Raw genomic sequence first — 16,203 nt, 5'->3', positions numbered from 1 at the left:
TCGTTTGGGCCGATGTCAGACCCAGGACCTAGTCTGTGCACCGTGACTTCGCCTGCATCGACGGACAGCGTGCCGCCCCAGCTCAGCGCGGGGCCGCGCCCCGCACCGGGCCCGGCCGCCGACGAGGGGCTGGCGCGGCGGCTGCGCGCGCTCGCCTGCACGGCGCCGCTGCACGACCTCGACGCACGCAAGGCGAACCTGGCCGGCGAGTACTCGGTGTACGGCATGGCCGAGGTGGCCCTCTCCGCCATCGACCTGGTCACCCTGAACATGGACTTCGACACCGGTGCCGACCACGAGCAGATCGTCGCCCGGCTGATCCCGCGCATCTCCGCCCAGACCCCGCACCGCCCCGTCGCCGAGCACGAGCGCGTGGCCCGCTGGGTCCTGGAGAACCTGATCAACGTCGGCAGCGTCGACCGCGGCTTCCGCGCGGTGTACGGCACCTTCACCCCGGACGGGTCGTACGTCCGCCGGGACTACGACTTCAAGCTGATCGAGGAGGTGCCCGGCCCGGGCGGCACGGTGTACCTCCGTACCACCGACGAGGCGGTCAACGTCCTGGTCGGTGCCCTCGACACGGACGTCACCAGCGCCCAGATCGCCGCCGAGGTCAAGCTCGAGGTGCTGATCAACCGCGGCCGGCTCGCCGACGCCCAGCTCGCCGCGGAGCAGGCCCGCTACCGGACCGTTCAGTACTCGGAGAGCCTGCGCCGTGCCCTGGAGGCCACCCGGCGCAACGTCCGCGCGGTGGACTGGCTCAACGCCGTCCCCGACCTGATCGCCGAGGCCCTGGACCACGTCGCCGACCGCTACCGGCACGAGAACGCGATCCTCACCAACATCCGCAAGGCCCGCGACGAGACCGAGGAGCCCGAGAACAAGCGGCGCGCCGCCGAACTCGTCGACATCGTCAAGGACTGCATCCGACGCCACACCCAGTTGCAGTCGCGGCTGCTGGAGGCGGGGCCGCTGTTCCGCGCGGAGCAGGACCGGCAGGCGTTCGCGACGCCCATGACGACGTCGGGGACGGACCTGTACGGGCACCTCCTCGCGCCGCTGCTGCCGTTGCCGCTGGAGCAGGCGAGCCGGGTCACGGGGGCGTTCTTCGCGCGCGGGACCGGGCTGCGGACGCCGGTGTCGGTGCGGGTCGGCGACCTTGTCGACATACTGCTGACGCCGCCGGTGGAGCGGGAGCACCTGGGCGCCGAGATGCCGGAGCCGGACCTGATCGCCACGCCGGACGACAGCCGGTTCAGCGAGGAGCAGCTGGCCGACGCGATGCGGCTGCTGGACCTTCCGGCCGACGCGCCCCGGCGGTTGTCGGGGCTGCTGGCGGAGGCGCGGCGCGTGGGCGGCGAGGACCTGGCCTACCTGGTCGCGTTGCTGGCGGTGCACGCTGCCAGCCCGGCCGTGGGCACGGCCTACCGGCAGGGTGAGGAGAAGCTGCTGTTCGCGGTGGACGACGGCACGCAGCTGGACGACCCCGGCTTCGGTGGTGCCGATCTGATCGTCGGGACGGCTTTGCTGGATGCGGTGGGGATGGCTGCGGATCGGACCGAGGCCGCGTGATGTCGTGGGCCGGGTGCGGATGCGTCGTGGCTGGTCGCGCCCACGCGGCGGTAGCCGCACATTCACCACATCCCCGCGCCCCTGAGGGAGTCGCCCATCCCTCTGTTTTCAAGATCAAGGAGTTTTCGTCGTGAGCGAGTACGTTGAGGCTGAGGCATCCGGTGCGTCGGCGAGTGCTGCCGTCACGCCCGCCGATGCCGCCGACGCGGCTCGGCTCGTCGCCTTCGGGCTGCAGCCCAAGCTGCAGCCCGCGCGCGATCAGGAGTACACCGAGCTGCTGCGGCGGTACCGGGAGGACCCGGCCTTCGCGCGGCTCGCCGATGCCGTGGCCGCCGGGCTGGGGCTGGTGGTCCTTGAAGTGTCGCCCCGCGCGGGGATGGCCGTGGCCGCCGCCGAGGACTCGGTGTTCGCCGTGCGTATGGGCGACTACGCGCGTCGTACGTCCGCGGACGGCAGCGACCGGTTCCTGCACGGGCTGGCCCACCTTGCCGTCGCGGCACTGGCGTTCCCGCGTCCCGAGGACCTGGCCGACGACGGCTACATCGGGCGGATCACGGTCAACGGCGTCGACGCCTTCGTCCGGCAGGCCTGCCGGAGGCTGGAGGAGCGGGCCGAGGAGGCGGGGGAGAACACCGACCCGGCCACCGACGCGCCCGGCCTGGAGGCCGCCTGGCGGATCTGGGCCAGACGCAGCGCGACCGGCGCCACCAAGGACGCCCGCCGGCTGGCCGGTTCCACCACCGGCATCATCGGCAAGGCGGTCGTCTTCCTCACCGACTCCGGGTTCCTCCAGCGCACCGGGGACGACCAGGGCGGCACGTACCGCACGACGGCCCGCTACCAGCTCCAGGTGCGGGACATGGCAGGCAGCGCCGCCATGGCCGAGCTGCTGGAGCTCGGCGTCGTCCCGGTGACGGACGGCACGGCCAGCCTGCTGCCCGCCGACGCCACCGAGGACCTGGACCTGGTCGCCGACGCCGGTCTGCCGTTCCACTCCTGAGCCGTTCCCGAGCCGTCACCACCCTCTTCCCACGTCTTACGAGAGTCCGCCATGTACGAGCTGTCCCGGGTCCGCCTCTACTCCATCGGGCCTGCCGGTGCGCGCTACGCCGACACCGTGCTGGACCTGCGGGGTGTCGGCGCGCCCGTGCCCGACCCCGCCCCCACCCAGGCGGAGTTCTTCGAGGAGGAGCCGGTCGGGCCGCCGCGCCGGCCCGCGCCCGCCGGCGTGCTCTTCCTGGAGAACGGCGGCGGCAAGTCGGTGCTGCTCAAGCTGATCTTCTCGGTGATGCTGCCGGGGCACCGGAACACCCTCGGTGGCGCGAGCTCGGGTGTGCTGCGCAAGTTCCTGCTCGCCGACGACTGCGGGCATGTCGCCCTGGAGTGGCAGCACACGCTCACCGGCGAGTGCGTGGTCGTCGGCAAGGCGAGCGAGTGGCGGGGGCGGCAGGTCTCCAACGACCCGCGGAAGTTCGCCGAGGCCTGGTACTCGTTCCGGCCCGGCCCGGGGCTCTCCCTGGACAATCTGCCGGTCGCCGAGTCCACCGCCGTACGGCCGCCCGTCGAGGGCGCCTCCGGCGCACAGGGGCGGCGGCGCACCATGAAGGGCTTCCGCGACGCCATCACCGAGGCGGGCAAGTTCTATCCGCATCTGGAGGTGCACTGGGAGGAGATCCACGACCGCTGGATCGAGCACCTCGGCGAACTCGGCCTCGACCCCGAACTCTTCCGCTACCAGCGCGAGATGAACGCCGACGAGGGCGAGGCCGCCGGCCTGTTCGCGGTGAAGAAGGACTCCGACTTCACGGACCTGTTGCTGCGGGCCGTCACCGACACCCGGGACACCGACGGACTCGCCGACCTGGTCGGCGGCTTCGGCAACAAGCTCGGGCGGCGCGCCGAGCTGATCGCCGAACGGGACTTCACCGCCGGGTCGGTGGACCTGCTGGGGCGGATCGTGGAGGCCGCGGAGGCTCGGTCACGCGCGCGTGACATCCACGCGGGCGCCGAGCGCCGCACCCGCACGCTGGCGCGCCGGTTGTCCGCGCGGGGCGTGCAGGAGCGGGTGCGCGCCGCCGACCTCGCCCAGCGGGTCACGGCCGCCGCCTACGCCGTCACGCACTCCGAGGGCGCCCGCGAGCGCAGCGCGCTGATCGCCGCCGAACTCGCCTACCGGCACGCCTCCCTGGCACTGGCCGTCGGCGAGAAGTCCGCCGCGGCGCAGAAGCGCGAGCTGGCCGATGCCCGCACCCTGCACTCGGCCTGGCAGGCTGCCGAGGCCGCGCTGCGCCACCGCGCGGCCGCCGACCGCGTCGCGCGCGTGGCCGCCGCCATCCAGGAGGCCGAGCGGGACGCGGCGCCCGCCCTCGCCGCCCGCGCCAAGGCCGCCGTCGCACTCGTCCGGGCCCTGCACGGGGCCGCCGAGAGTGCGGAGACCCTCGCCAACGAGGGGGAGGAGCGGTCCGCCGCACTCCAGGAGGTCAGCGACTGCGCGTACCGGGACTCGACCTCCGCCGCCACCGAGGCACAGCGCGCCCGCAGCGAGGCCGGGCACCTCCGGCAGCGGCTCGGCGAGGTCGAGCAGGAGACCGCCGAGGCGGTCCGTGCGGGCTGGCTCGACGACAGCGCCCCGGACGCCGACCCGGCCCGGGCCGCCCTCGCGGCGAGCGACGCCGAGAAGACGGCCGTGGCCGCCTGGGACACCGCCCGCGAGGCCTCCCGCCGAGCGGGCGAGCACGCGCGCGAGGCGGCCTCCGCCGAGTCCCGCGCCGAACTCACCGCCGCCCGTGCCGCGGACGCGGCGACTGCGGCCGAGCGGACGTACGACGCCGAGCAGCGGCTGGCCGAGAGCCTGGCGGCGGAGGAGCGGCTCACCGAACTGCTGGGCCTCACCGGCTCCCGCACCGCCGTTCCGCGGCCCCGCCACGAGGGCGACGACGACACCCTCACGACCCTCGTGCCCGAGGAACTCGACCGGTTCGCGGACGAGTTGCGGGAACTGCTGGACGACGCCGTCGGGTCCGCCGAGCGGCAGCTGTTCGAGCTGCGGACCGCCGCCGCCGACGACTCCCGGATCCTCGGCGCACTCGGCGACGGCGGACTGCTGCCGCCGGGCCCCGACGTGCTGGCCACCGTCGAGTTCCTCGGCGAGCACGGCATCCCGGCACTGCCCGGCTGGCGCTACCTCGCCCAGGCCGTCGACCCCGCCGACCACGCGCGCGTGCTGGCCGCCCGCCCCGAACTCGTCGACGGCGTCGTCATCACCGACCCCGGCACGCACGCCCGCGCCCGCGAGGCGCTGAGCGAGGCGGCCCTGCTGCCCCGCTCCGCCGTGGCCGTCGGCACCGCCGCCGCCCTGCTCGCGCCCACCCCGGCCGCCGACGCCACCCCGGGCGACGTGTTCCTCGTACCGCCGAACCCGGCCATGCACGACGAGCACGCCGCCGACGAGGAGCGGCAGGCGCTGCGCGCGCGGGCCACCGAGCGGGACGAGGAGATCCGCACGCTCGCCGCCCGGCTCGGCAAGGACCGCGAGCTGGCCGCGCGGCTCGCCTCCTGGCGCACCGGCTGCCCGTCCGGGCGGCTCGTGGAGCTGGCACAGGAGGCCCGGGACGCACGGGTGTTCGCGGCGGAGTCCGAGGCCGAGCTGGCCGAGGCCCGGACCGTGCGGGCCGAAGCCGAGGAGGCCGCCGCCGAGAACGCGCAGGTGCGCGACGAGCGGCAGGAGGCCGCCCAGCGGGCCCGGCGCGCGGCCGATGCCCTCGCCGGCCTCGCGTTCCGGCTGCGCGAGCGGGCCGGCTGGCAGGTCAGGCTGCGCGAACTCGCCGACGAGGCCACCGAGTCGGAGGCCCGTGCCCAGTCCTGTCTGGAACGCGCCCGTGTCGCCGACGAGGACCGCCGCGCCGCCCAGCGCGCCGCCGACGACGCCCGCCGCACCGCCCGTGCGCTGCGCGCCGAGCGCTCCGAGATCGCCGGCGCCCCCGACGACATGCCCGAGAGCGACGAGGACGCCCCCGAGTCCTCGTCCCCGCTGCCCGCCCTGCGCGAGGCCTACCGGGCCGCCTCGCAGGTGTACGAGAAGGTCGGCGTCGGCGCCGACCTGCGCGCCGAGCAGGCCCGTGCGGAGAGCGACGAGAGCGCCGCGCTCGCGGAACTGGAACGGCTGAGCAACAAGGTCCGCACCCGCGCGGAGCAGCTGCTCCAGTCGCCCGACGGCTCCGACGGGCCCTCCCGGCAGGCCGCCGCCGCCCGCGCGGAGGAACTGGTGCAGCTCCTGGAGACCCGCATGTCCACCGCGAGCGAGCAGCTCGGGCGGCTCCGCGGCGAGGCCGAGCGGCACGCCCCCGAGGACGGCGAGGCGCACACCGAACTGCCCGGGGAGCTGCAGCCGCGCGACGCCGAGCACGCCCAGGCACTGCTGCGCACGGCGACGGCCGAACTGGCCGCACGCACCGAGGCGCTGGCCCAGGCCCGGGAGGCGCACGCCGAGCTGCTGGGCACGCACCGCGCGGCCGAGGACGCGGCGGGCGGCTTCGAGGAGATCGCCGCCATGCTCCGCGACCTGCTGCGCGAGCACACCGCCGACGAGGAGCAGGAGGAGATCGAGCCGTACCCCGGCAGCCTGGAGGAGGCCCGGCAGTCCGCCGCGGAGGCCCGCAGGTCGCTGCGCGGCTGCGCGGGTGACCTGTCCGCCGCCGAGTCCGCCGTCCGTGAGGCGAGCGACGTCCTCGTCCGGCATGCCAACGCCACCCGGTACGAGGCGGTGCGGACCCCCGCGCGCCAGCAGATCCGGGAACTGCCCGCCTCCGCACTGCCCGAGCACGCCCAGAAGTGGGCGGACGCCTTCGCGCCGCGGCTGCGGGTGCTGACCGACGAACTCGCCCAGCTGGAGCGGAACCGGGACTCGATCGTGGACCGGCTGCGGGGGCTCGTCGAGTCGGCGCTGGCGACCCTGCGCTCCGCCCAGCGGCTCTCCCGGCTGCCCGAGGGGCTCGGCGAGTGGTCCGGGCAGGAGTTCCTCCGCATCCGCTTCGAGGAGCCCGACCAGGCCACACTCACCGAGCGGCTCGGCGAGGTCGTCGACGAGGCGACCCGGGCCGCCGTGAAGAAGAACTCCGATCTGCGGCGGGACGGAATGTCCCTGCTGCTGCGGGGAGTCGCGGCCGCTCTGCAGCCGAGGGGTGTCGCCGTCGAGATCCTCAAGCCGGACGCGGTGCTGCGCGCCGAGCGGGTGCCGGTGGGGCAGATGGGGGACGTGTTCTCCGGTGGGCAGCTGCTGACCGCGGCCATCGCCCTGTACTGCACGATGGCCGCACTGCGGTCCAACGACCGGGGGCGGGACAAGCACCGGCACGCGGGGACGCTGTTCCTCGACAACCCCATCGGTCGCGCCAACGCGACCTACCTGCTGGAGCTCCAGCGAGCCGTGTCGGATGCGCTGGGCGTGCAACTGCTGTACACGACCGGGCTGTTCGACACGACCGCACTGGCCGAGTTCCCGCTGGTCATCCGGTTGCGGAACGACGCGGACCTGCGGGCCGGACTCAAATACATCAGCGTGGAGGAACATCTCCGGCCCGGGCTGCCGCAGCAGCCGCAGACGGGAGAGGCCGTGCACAGCGAGATCACCGCGACGCGGATGTTCAAGAAGCCGTCAGCCTGACGGACGGTCCCCGTACGGCACGGGACACGGCGTCTTCAGAGGGTGTGTCAGGGGTGCGTCAGCTGCCCGGCCTTGCCGCCCCGCCGCCGTATCCGCTCCTGTTCGCGCTCGGCGGCCCGCTCCTGCCGCCGGGCCGCGCGCCGCTCGCGGCGGAGCGTGCGGGCCGTGCTGCTCGGCTCCGAGAGCACGCCGTAGCGCTGATTCCACACCTGACGGGTCACCAGGACGTCGACCGCACTCCAGGTGGCCACCACCGTGCTCGCCACACTGCTGATCACCATCGGGAACGCCAGCCAGGACTCCGCCATCGTGCAGAAGAACGCCACCATGGCCAGTGTCAGCGTGACCGCGATGATGATCACCGCTCGCACCGCCGCCGTCCGCACAGGATCGGGCATCCGGTACCGCTTGGCAGGCTCCTCGACCCACAACGCCCGGTACTGCACCTGCTGTTGCCGCACCGTCGAGTGCGTGGCCGCGCCGTCCTCGGGCGCCAGGCGCCGCTCAGCCGTCCCCATCAACGTGTCACTCCCCACCGCCGGCAAGCCCTCGCACCGGTGTCCGACGACCCCGGCTCCCCAGTGGCTGCCCGGCTTGCGCTGTTTTACGCCGCCCGGATCCGAGATGCGGCTCCTGTGGCCGAATCCGCACTCATCACCCGTCTACAAGGACGAACGAACTCGCCCGATGATTCCCGACCAGGGAAAAATTCCGGCCAACTGATCCTTCGTGCCGTTCCCGCCCCACTCGCGTGAAGTCGACGCGATCGCGGTGGCAATCTCCCGCAATGCCCGGACAACTCGTCCTGTCTGTCGGTCATGTTCGGGTATCGGGGCGGAAGTTCACCGTCCGGACAGTTCTTCGAGTTATCCCTGTGACGGTAGTAGGCTCGCGCCGTTTGTTGACGTACATGTGTACCCCCGGACCGTGGGGGTCGAGCTGGGGGAGGCCATGCGCTTTCGCGGGAAGTCGATCCGCCGGAAGATCGTGGCGCTGCTTCTCGTGCCGCTGGTGTCCCTGACGGCCGTCTGGGGCTTCGCGGCCGTGCTCACGGGACGCGTGGTCACCCACGTCTTCCAGGTGTCGTCGCTCGTCGAGGACATCGGATACCCCACCGAGGACGCGGTCCGCGCTCTCCAGCAGGAACGCCGGCAGACCCTGGTCTACCTCGCCGACCCGCGGGCGTCCGACGCGCTCACCGCCCTGAACCGCACGCGCGCCGCCACCGACGACACCGTGGCCAAGCTCCGCAGGAACGCCGGGGAACAGCAGGTACGCGACGGCCTGGACGCCGACGACAGCGAACACCTCACCGCCGAACTCGACGGCCTCGACGGCATCGACCCGCTGCGCCGCAGCGTCGAGCAGGGCACCGTGGACCGTGCCCAGGCCCTCGCCCTCTACAACGCCGTCGTCGACCCCTGTTACACGCTGCTCGGTTCCCTCGACGGCACCGACGATGTCGGGATCGACAAGGAGGCCCGCGCCCTCGTCAACATCACCCGCGCCCGGGAGCTCGTCTCCCGTGAGGACGCCCTCCTCGGCTCCGCTCTGGTGGTCGGGAAGGTCTCCCGGGAGGAGACCCGCGAGATCTCCGACCTCATAGCCCAGCGCACCCTCCTCTACGACATCAGCCTCCCGCTGCTGCCGGCCGGCGAACGCGACCGCTTCGACCGCTTCTGGAAGAGCGCCACCACCGCCCCGCTGCTGGCCGCCGAGAGGTCCGTCGTCGCCGCCGGATCCGGCATGCCGAACGACGTCGGCGCGAAGAGCTGGGACACCACCGCGGGCAATGTGCTCGGCGAACTGCGCACTCTCGACGACCAGGTCGGCGACCGCTTCGAGGACCGCATCCGGCCCGTCGCGGTCAGCGAGTTCGTCCAGGCGGCCGTCGTCGGTGTCCTCGGCCTGGCCGCCGTGCTGTTCTCGCTGGTCATGTCGGTCCGGGTCGGCCGCAGCCTCATCCGCGACCTGCGGCTGCTGCGCCAGGAGGCGCACGAGGCGTCCGGGGTCCGGCTGCCGAGCGTGATGCGCCGGCTGTCCGCGGGCGAACAGGTCGACGTGGAGACCGAGGTCCCGCGCCTGGAGTACGACAGGAACGAGATCGGCGAGGTCGGCCAGGCCCTCAACACCCTGCAGCGCGCCGCCGTGGAGGCCGCCGTCAAGCAGGCCGAACTGCGCGCCGGAGTCTCCGAGGTCTTCGTGAACCTCGCCCGCCGCAGCCAGGTCCTGCTGCACAAGCAGCTCACCCTGCTCGACACCATGGAACGCAGGACCGAGGACACCGACGAACTCGCCGACCTCTTCCGCCTCGACCACCTCACCACCCGTATGCGCCGGCACGCCGAGGGCCTGGTCATCCTCTCCGGTGCCGCCCCCTCGCGGCAGTGGCGCCGGCCCGTCCAGCTGATGGACGTGGTGCGCGCCGCCGTGGCCGAGGTCGAGGACTACGAGCGCATCGAGGTCCGCCGGCTGCCCCGCGTCGCCGTCACCGGCCCCGCCGTCGCCGACCTCACCCACCTCGTGGCCGAACTCCTGGAGAACGCCACGGTGTTCTCGCCGCCGCACACCGCCGTGCAGGTCCTCGGCGAACGCGTCGCCAACGGCTTCACCCTGGAGATTCACGACCGCGGTCTCGGCATGGCGGCCGAGGCGCTCCTGGACGCCAACCTGCGGCTCGCCGAGACGCCCGAGTTCGAGCTCTCCGACACCGACCGGCTCGGCCTGTTCGTGGTCAGCCGCCTCGCCCAGCGCCAGAACGTCCGCGTCTCGCTCCAGCCGTCCCCCTACGGCGGCACCACCGCCGTCGTCTTCATCCCCGACGTGCTGCTGACCGACGACGTCCCCGACACCAACGGCGTCGGCTTCCGCCTCGACCGCAGCCGGCCGGCCAGGGAGGCCGAACCCGAGGAGAGCCGCGCCACCTCCCTGGCCCACGTGCCGGGACAGCGGCCCGGACTGCCGGCTGCACTCCTGGACGGCCCGGTCGAGCTGGAGGCACCCGTCGACCTGGACGCGCTGGACGACTTCCCGGGCGCCCTCACCGACGACGACAGCGAGCGCGGCGGCCTGTTCCGCCCCCGCCGCTCCGTCGCCCCCGCCGACGGCGACCCCACGCCCGCCGTGACCGAGCTCCCTCACCCGGCCCGCGAGACCGCCGACCGCTTCGGCGACGAGCACCCCGGCGGCCCCGTGCCGCTGCCCGGACGGCGTACGCCCAAGCTGGTCAGCTCGCACGGCAAGCCGGTCACCGAGCAGCGCTCCCGCCGCGTCGACCCGGACGAGCGGGACCAGGCGGACCAGGGCCGCCTCGAACCCGGCGGACTCGCCCCGCTGCCCTCCCGCCGCCGCACCGACCCTTCCTCGCCCCGCGCCATCGGCTCGGCCGACCGCACCGAGGAACGGACGGCGCCCCAGGCCGGCGGCCCGGACGAACCCTCCGGGCCCCCCGCCCTGCCCCGGCGGTCCCGCCGCGCCGCGACCGCCCCCGGCAGCGGCACCGAAGACTCCGTCCCGCCCCTCGGCAGCACACCCCCGGAGGCCGCGTCCGGCACCCGGCCGCTGCCCAAGCGGGTACGGCAGGCCAACCTGGCCCCACAGCTGCGACAGGAACCCGCATCATCCACCGCGCGCGAGCCGGAACCCGTCGAGCGCGACGCCGACGAGGTCCGCAGCCGCATGGGCTCGCTCCAGCGCGGCTGGCAGCGCGGCCGTGCCGAGAACGCCGAGAGCGAAGGCTCCTGGGACAGCAGAGCACAAGGAACGACTAAGGGGGACGGTCGATGACCGATCCGAAGGCGACCGGCCACACGGCGACGAACAAGGGCGAGCTGAACTGGCTGCTGGACGACCTGGTGGACCGGGTCGCCAGCATCCACAAGGCCGTCGTGCTCTCCGGCGACGGCCTGCCCACCGGCGTGTCCAAGGACCTCACCAGAGAGGACAGCGAGCACCTGGCCGCCGTGGCCTCCGGCTTCCACAGCCTCGCCAAGGGCGTGGGCCGGCACTTCGAGGCGGGCAGTGTCCGGCAGACCGTGGTCGAGCTCGATGACGCCTTCCTGTTCGTCACGGCCGCCGGCGACGGCAGCTGCCTCGCCGTCCTCTCCGACGCCGACTCCGACGTCGGCCAGGTCGCTTACGAGATGACGCTCCTGGTCAAGAGGGTCGGTGTACATCTGGGGTCCGCTCCGCGCACCGATCTGTCCTCGGGCGGGTAGTGGGATGACATGAGCGGAGACGGTCAGGGAAGAAGTCACTGGTTCGACGACGAGGCCGGACCGGTCGTCCGTCCGTACGCCATGACACGGGGCCGCACCACCAGTGCGGCCCAGCACCGGCTCGACCTGATCGCGGTGGTCGTCACGGAGCCGCACGTGGACGACCCGGACGACGACCGGACGCTGTCCCCGGAACACGTGGACATCGTCGAGCTCTGCCGCGACGCCCCGCAGTCGGTCGCCGAGCTGGCTTCGGAACTCGACCTCCCCGTCGGAGTGGTCCGGGTCCTCATCGGCGACCTCGTCGACGGGGAACTCGTCCATGTCAACCGGCCGGTACCCCCGGCAGAGCTGGTGGACGAGAGTATTCTGCGCGACGTGATCAACGGCCTCCGGGCGCTGTGACCGGCGCGGAAGCGGAGTAGTGACGTGACAGGCTGGCAGTTCTGGGTCGACCGTGGCGGTACGTTCACCGACGTCGTCGCACGGCGCCCGGACGGCCGGCTGCTCACCCACAAGCTGCTCTCCGACAGCCCCGCGCGATACACCGACGCCGCCGTGGCCGCGGTACGCGCGCTTCTGGAAGGCTCCGGCGCCCCCGTCGACGCCGTCCGGATGGGCACCACGGTCGCAACCAACGCCCTTCTCGAACGCAAGGGCGAGCGCACCCTCCTCGTCATCACCCGCGGCTTCCGCGACGCCCTGCGCATCGCCTACCAGAACCGCCCCCGCATCTTCGCCCGCCGCATCGACCTGCCCGAGCTGCTGTACGAACGGGTCGTCGAGGCCGACGAGCGCGTCGCCGCCGACGGCACCGTGCTGCGCGCACCCGACCTGGACGCCCTGGCGGGCCCGCTCCAGGAGGCGTACGACGACGGGATCCGCGCCGTCGCCGTCGTCTGCATGCACAGCCACCTGTACCCCGCCCACGAGCAGGCGATCGGCGAGCTGGCCGCCCGCACCGGCTTCCCGCAGATCTCGCTGTCCAGCGAGGTCAGCCCGCTGATGAAGCTGGTCCCGCGCGGCGACACCGCCGTCGTCGATGCCTACCTGTCGCCCGTGCTGCGCCGCTACGTCCGCCATGTCGCCGACGAGCTCGAAGGCGTGCGGCTGATGTTCATGCAGTCCAACGGCGGGCTCGCCGAGGCCGGGCAGTTCCGCGGCAAGGACGCCGTGCTCTCCGGTCCGGCCGGCGGGATCGTCGGCATGGCCCGGATGTCGCAGCTGGCCGGCTTCGACCGGGTCATCGGCTTCGACATGGGCGGCACCTCCACCGACGTCTCCCACTTCGCGGGCGGCTACGAACGGGTCTTCACCACGCAGATCGCCGGCGTCCGGCTGCGCGCTCCCATGCTGGACATCCACACCGTCGCCGCGGGCGGCGGCTCGGTGCTGCACTTCGACGGCTCCCGCTACCGCGTCGGCCCGGACTCGGCCGGCGCCGACCCCGGCCCGGCCTGCTACCGGGGCGGCGGCCCGCTCGCCGTCACCGACGCCAACGTCATGCTCGGCCGGATCCAGCCGGCCCACTTCCCCCAGGTGTTCGGACCGGGCGGGGACCAGCCCCTCGACGCCGCCCTGGTCCGCGACCGCTTCGCCGGGCTCGCCCGGGAGATCCGCGAGCAGACCGGCGACGACCGCACCCCCGAACAGGTCGCCGAGGGCTACCTGAGCATCGCCGTGGCCAACATCGCCAACGCCGTGAAGCGGATCTCCGTCCAGAAGGGCCACGACGTCACCCGCTACGCCCTCACCACCTTCGGCGGGGCCGGCGGGCAGCACGCGTGCATGGTCGCCGACTCGCTCGGCATCCGCACCGTCCTGGTGCCGCCCATGGCGGGGGTCCTGTCCGCGCTCGGCATCGGGCTCGCCGACACCACCGCCATGCGCGAGCAGTCCGTCGAGGCCCCCCTGGAGCCCGCCGCCATGGCCGGCATCCGCAAGACCGCCGACGACCTGGAGGCCGCGGCCCGCGCCGAACTCCTCGCCGAGGACGTCCCCGAGGACCGCGTCGAAGTCACCCGCCGCGCCCAGCTCCGCTACGACGGCACCGACACCACCCTGACCGTCGAGCTCACCGAGCCCGACACGATGAAACACGCCTTCGAGGAACGTCATCGCGCCACGTACTCCTTCACGCTCGACCGCCCGGTCGTCGTCGAAGCCCTCTCCGTGGAAGCCACCGGCATCACCCAACCCCCCGATCTCTCCGCCCTCGCCCCTTACGAGGGCACTCCCGCCGCCCCGGAGACCGTCCGCCTCCACACCGGCGGCGCCTGGCGCGTCGTACCCCTGCACCGCCGCGAGGACCTGCCTCCCGGCGAAACCGTCACCGGCCCGGCGATCGTCACCGAGGCCAGTGCCACGACCGTCGTCGACGACGGCTGGCGGGCCGCGGCGACCGAAGACGGGCATCTGGTCATGGAACGCGCGACGGTCACGCAGAGTTCCGATCTCGACACGAAAGCCGACCCGGTTCTGCTCGAGGTCTTCAACAACCTCTTCATGTCGATCGCCGAACAGATGGGCGCCCGCCTGGAGTCGACGGCCCAGTCCGTCAACATCAAGGAGCGTCTGGACTTCTCCTGCGCCCTGTTCGACCCGGACGGGAACCTGGTGGCCAACGCCCCGCACATCCCCGTCCACCTGGGCTCCATGGGCACCAGCGTCAAAGAGGTCATCCGCCGCCGCGGCACCTCGATGCGCCCCGGCGACACCTACGCCGTCAACGACCCCTACCACGGCGGCACCCACCTGCCCGACGTCACGGTCATCACGCCGGTCTTCGACACCGACCGCACGGCGGACACGGACGGTGACCCCGGCCGGGCTCCGGAGATCCTCTTCTACGTCGCCTCCCGCGGCCACCACGCCGAGATCGGTGGCATCGCCCCGGGCTCGATGCCGGCGAACAGCCGCACCATCGACGAGGAGGGCGTCCTCTTCGACAACTGGCTGCTCGCCGAGAACGGCCGGTTCCGGGAGGCCGAGACGCACCGGTTGCTGGCCGAGGCCCGCTATCCCTCCCGCAACATCCCCACCAACCTCGCCGACCTGCGCGCCCAGATCGCCGCCAACCGCAAGGGCGTCGACGAAGTCGGCAGGATGATCGAGGAGTTCGGCCTGGACGTCGTCCAGGCCTACATGCGGCACGTCCAGGACAACGCCGAGGAGGCGGTCCGCCGGGTGATCGACGCCCTCGACGACGGCGCGTACGCCTACGAGACCGACTCCGGCGCCGTCATCCGGGTACGCGTGCGCGTGGACCGCGCCAACCGGCGTGCGACCGTCGACTTCACCGGCACCTCCGCCCAGCTCGCCACCAACTTCAACGCCCCGTTCGCCGTCGTCAACGCGGCCGTGCTGTACGTCTTCCGCACCCTCGTCGCCGACGACATCCCGCTCAACGACGGCTGCCTGCGCCCGCTCGACATCGTTGTGCCGCCGGGTTCGATGCTCGCCCCCGAGCCGCCGGCCGCCGTCGTCGCGGGCAACGTCGAGACCTCCCAGGCCATCACCGGTGCCCTCTATGCGGCGCTCGGCGTCCAGGCCGAGGGCTCCGGGACCATGAACAACGTCACCTTCGGCAACGAACGCCACCAGTACTACGAGACCGTCGCCTCCGGTTCCGGAGCCGGTGACGGCTTCCACGGTGCGAGCGTCGTACAGACCCACATGACCAACTCCCGGCTCACCGACCCGGAAGTCCTGGAGTGGCGGCTGCCCGTCCGCCTCGACGAGTTCGCCGTACGGGCGGGCAGTGGCGGCGCGGGCCGCTGGCACGGCGGGGACGGCGCGGTCCGCCGCGTCCGCTTCCTCGAACCCATGACCGTCTCCACCCTCTCCCAGCACCGCCGCGTGCCGCCGTACGGCATGGCCGGCGGCGAACCCGGCGCACTCGGCGCCAACCGGGTGGAGCGGGCCGACGGCACGGTCACCGAACTCGGCGGCAGCGATGCCGCGGACGTAGGCCCCGACGACGTACTCGTCGTCGAAACCCCGGGCGGCGGCGGATACGGACGCCCGTCACCCGGCACCCGAGCCCATCAATGACCCCCCCATCAGCGACTTCATCAAGCAGGAGAAGAAAACGATGATCTTCGGGCGATCTGAGCGCGGCAAGCCCCCGGTCGAGCCCGTCACGCTCAAGATCCTCGTGGCCGGCGGCTTCGGCGTGGGCAAGACGACCCTGGTCGGCGCGGTCAGCGAGATCCGGCCGTTGCGCACCGAGGAGCTGCTCACCGAGGCCGGGCGACCGGTCGACGACACCTCCGGCGTCGAGGGCAAGCACACCACCACCGTCGCCATGGACTTCGGCCGCATCACCCTGCGCGAGGACCTGGTGCTGTATCTGTTCGGCACGCCCGGGCAGGAACGGTTCTGGTTCATGTGGGACGAGCTGGCCGAGGGCGCGCTGGGAGCCGTCGTGCTCGCCGACACGCGCCGGCTGGAGGACTGCTTCGCCGCCGTCGACTACTTCGAGCGGCGTTCCATACCCTTCCTCGTCGGCGTCAACTGCTTCGAGGACGCGGCCCGTTACCCGGTGGAGTCGGTGCGCAAGGCCCTCGACCTGGACCCGGACGTGCCCGTTGTGCTCTGCGACGCCCGGGACCGCGAGTCGGTCAAGGAGGTGCTCATCGGCGTCGTCCGGCACGCGATGGCGTACGCGGCGGGCCACCGGCAGGCCGTCACCACCTGAACGGCGGCGGCACGGCCCGTACCCCCGCCGACCGGGGTACGGGCCGTGGTCCA

General features: G+C 73.0%; 9 protein-coding genes. 8 read left to right on the top strand and 1 reads right to left on the bottom strand.

What is annotated here, in order from left to right; translation table 11 throughout:
• Positions 1–42: 42 nt before the first annotated feature.
• From ABT137_RS46795 to ABT137_RS46785, 3 genes are all read left to right on the top strand, one after another.
• Positions 43–1,572 carry a hypothetical protein gene (locus ABT137_RS46795; protein ID WP_351719212.1) on the top strand — a complete coding sequence of 510 codons (1,530 nt, stop codon included), beginning with the start codon at positions 43–45 and terminating at the stop codon, positions 1,570–1,572.
• Between the two features lie 130 nt (positions 1,573–1,702).
• Positions 1,703–2,572: a hypothetical protein gene (locus ABT137_RS46790; protein ID WP_351719211.1), complete on the top strand. Its 870-nt coding sequence runs from the start codon at positions 1,703–1,705 to the stop codon at positions 2,570–2,572.
• A gap of 51 nt (positions 2,573–2,623) precedes the next feature.
• Positions 2,624–7,234: a hypothetical protein gene (locus tag ABT137_RS46785; protein ID WP_351719208.1), complete on the top strand. Its 4,611-nt coding sequence runs from the start codon at positions 2,624–2,626 to the stop codon at positions 7,232–7,234.
• 47 nt (positions 7,235–7,281) lie between these two features.
• Here ABT137_RS46785 and ABT137_RS46780 read toward each other — a convergent pair whose 3' ends face one another.
• Positions 7,282–7,752, bottom strand: coding sequence for a hypothetical protein (locus ABT137_RS46780; RefSeq protein ID WP_351719205.1), 471 nt, complete (start codon positions 7,750–7,752; stop codon positions 7,282–7,284).
• Between the two features lie 433 nt (positions 7,753–8,185).
• Here ABT137_RS46780 and ABT137_RS46775 point away from each other — a divergent pair, with 433 nt between their 5' ends.
• The 5 genes from ABT137_RS46775 to ABT137_RS46755 are packed head-to-tail and all read left to right on the top strand — an operon-like array spanning position 8,186 to position 16,150.
• Positions 8,186–11,020: a nitrate- and nitrite sensing domain-containing protein gene (locus tag ABT137_RS46775; protein ID WP_351719244.1), complete on the top strand. Its 2,835-nt coding sequence runs from the start codon at positions 8,186–8,188 to the stop codon at positions 11,018–11,020.
• Entirely contained in the window at positions 11,017–11,451 is a 435-nt protein-coding gene (locus tag ABT137_RS46770) for a roadblock/LC7 domain-containing protein (protein ID WP_351719202.1), read from the top strand. Before ABT137_RS46775 ends, ABT137_RS46770 begins: the two co-directional genes overlap by 4 nt.
• 9 nt (positions 11,452–11,460) lie before the next feature.
• The gene (locus tag ABT137_RS46765; RefSeq protein ID WP_351719200.1) at positions 11,461–11,856 is read left to right on the top strand and encodes a DUF742 domain-containing protein; all 396 of its coding nucleotides are present in this window, start codon (positions 11,461–11,463) and stop codon (positions 11,854–11,856) included.
• 24 nt (positions 11,857–11,880) lie between these two features.
• A complete protein-coding gene (locus tag ABT137_RS46760) occupies positions 11,881–15,504 on the top strand; it encodes a hydantoinase B/oxoprolinase family protein (RefSeq protein ID WP_351719197.1) in 3,624 nt (1,207 codons plus the stop codon).
• A 40-nt stretch (positions 15,505–15,544) separates the two neighbouring features.
• Positions 15,545–16,150, top strand: coding sequence for a GTP-binding protein (locus tag ABT137_RS46755; protein WP_351719195.1), 606 nt, complete (start codon positions 15,545–15,547; stop codon positions 16,148–16,150).
• The last annotated feature ends 53 nt before the right edge of the window (positions 16,151–16,203 follow it).

Source organism: Streptomyces sp. NPDC001980 (genome assembly GCF_040296885.1).
GTDB lineage: Bacteria > Actinomycetota > Actinomycetes > Streptomycetales > Streptomycetaceae > Streptomyces.
This window is presented reverse-complemented; position numbering and strand designations above follow the sequence as displayed.

Coding starts and splice junctions, on each gene's coding strand:
- ABT137_RS46755 (WP_351719195.1), top strand. CDS start 15,545: ATGATCTTCGGGCGATCTGAGCGCGGCAAGCCCCCGGTCGAGCCCGTC.
- ABT137_RS46780 (WP_351719205.1), bottom strand. CDS start 7,752: ATGGGGACGGCTGAGCGGCGCCTGGCGCCCGAGGACGGCGCGGCCACG.
- ABT137_RS46785 (WP_351719208.1), top strand. CDS start 2,624: ATGTACGAGCTGTCCCGGGTCCGCCTCTACTCCATCGGGCCTGCCGGT.
- ABT137_RS46775 (WP_351719244.1), top strand. CDS start 8,186: ATGCGCTTTCGCGGGAAGTCGATCCGCCGGAAGATCGTGGCGCTGCTT.
- ABT137_RS46770 (WP_351719202.1), top strand. CDS start 11,017: ATGACCGATCCGAAGGCGACCGGCCACACGGCGACGAACAAGGGCGAG.
- ABT137_RS46765 (WP_351719200.1), top strand. CDS start 11,461: ATGAGCGGAGACGGTCAGGGAAGAAGTCACTGGTTCGACGACGAGGCC.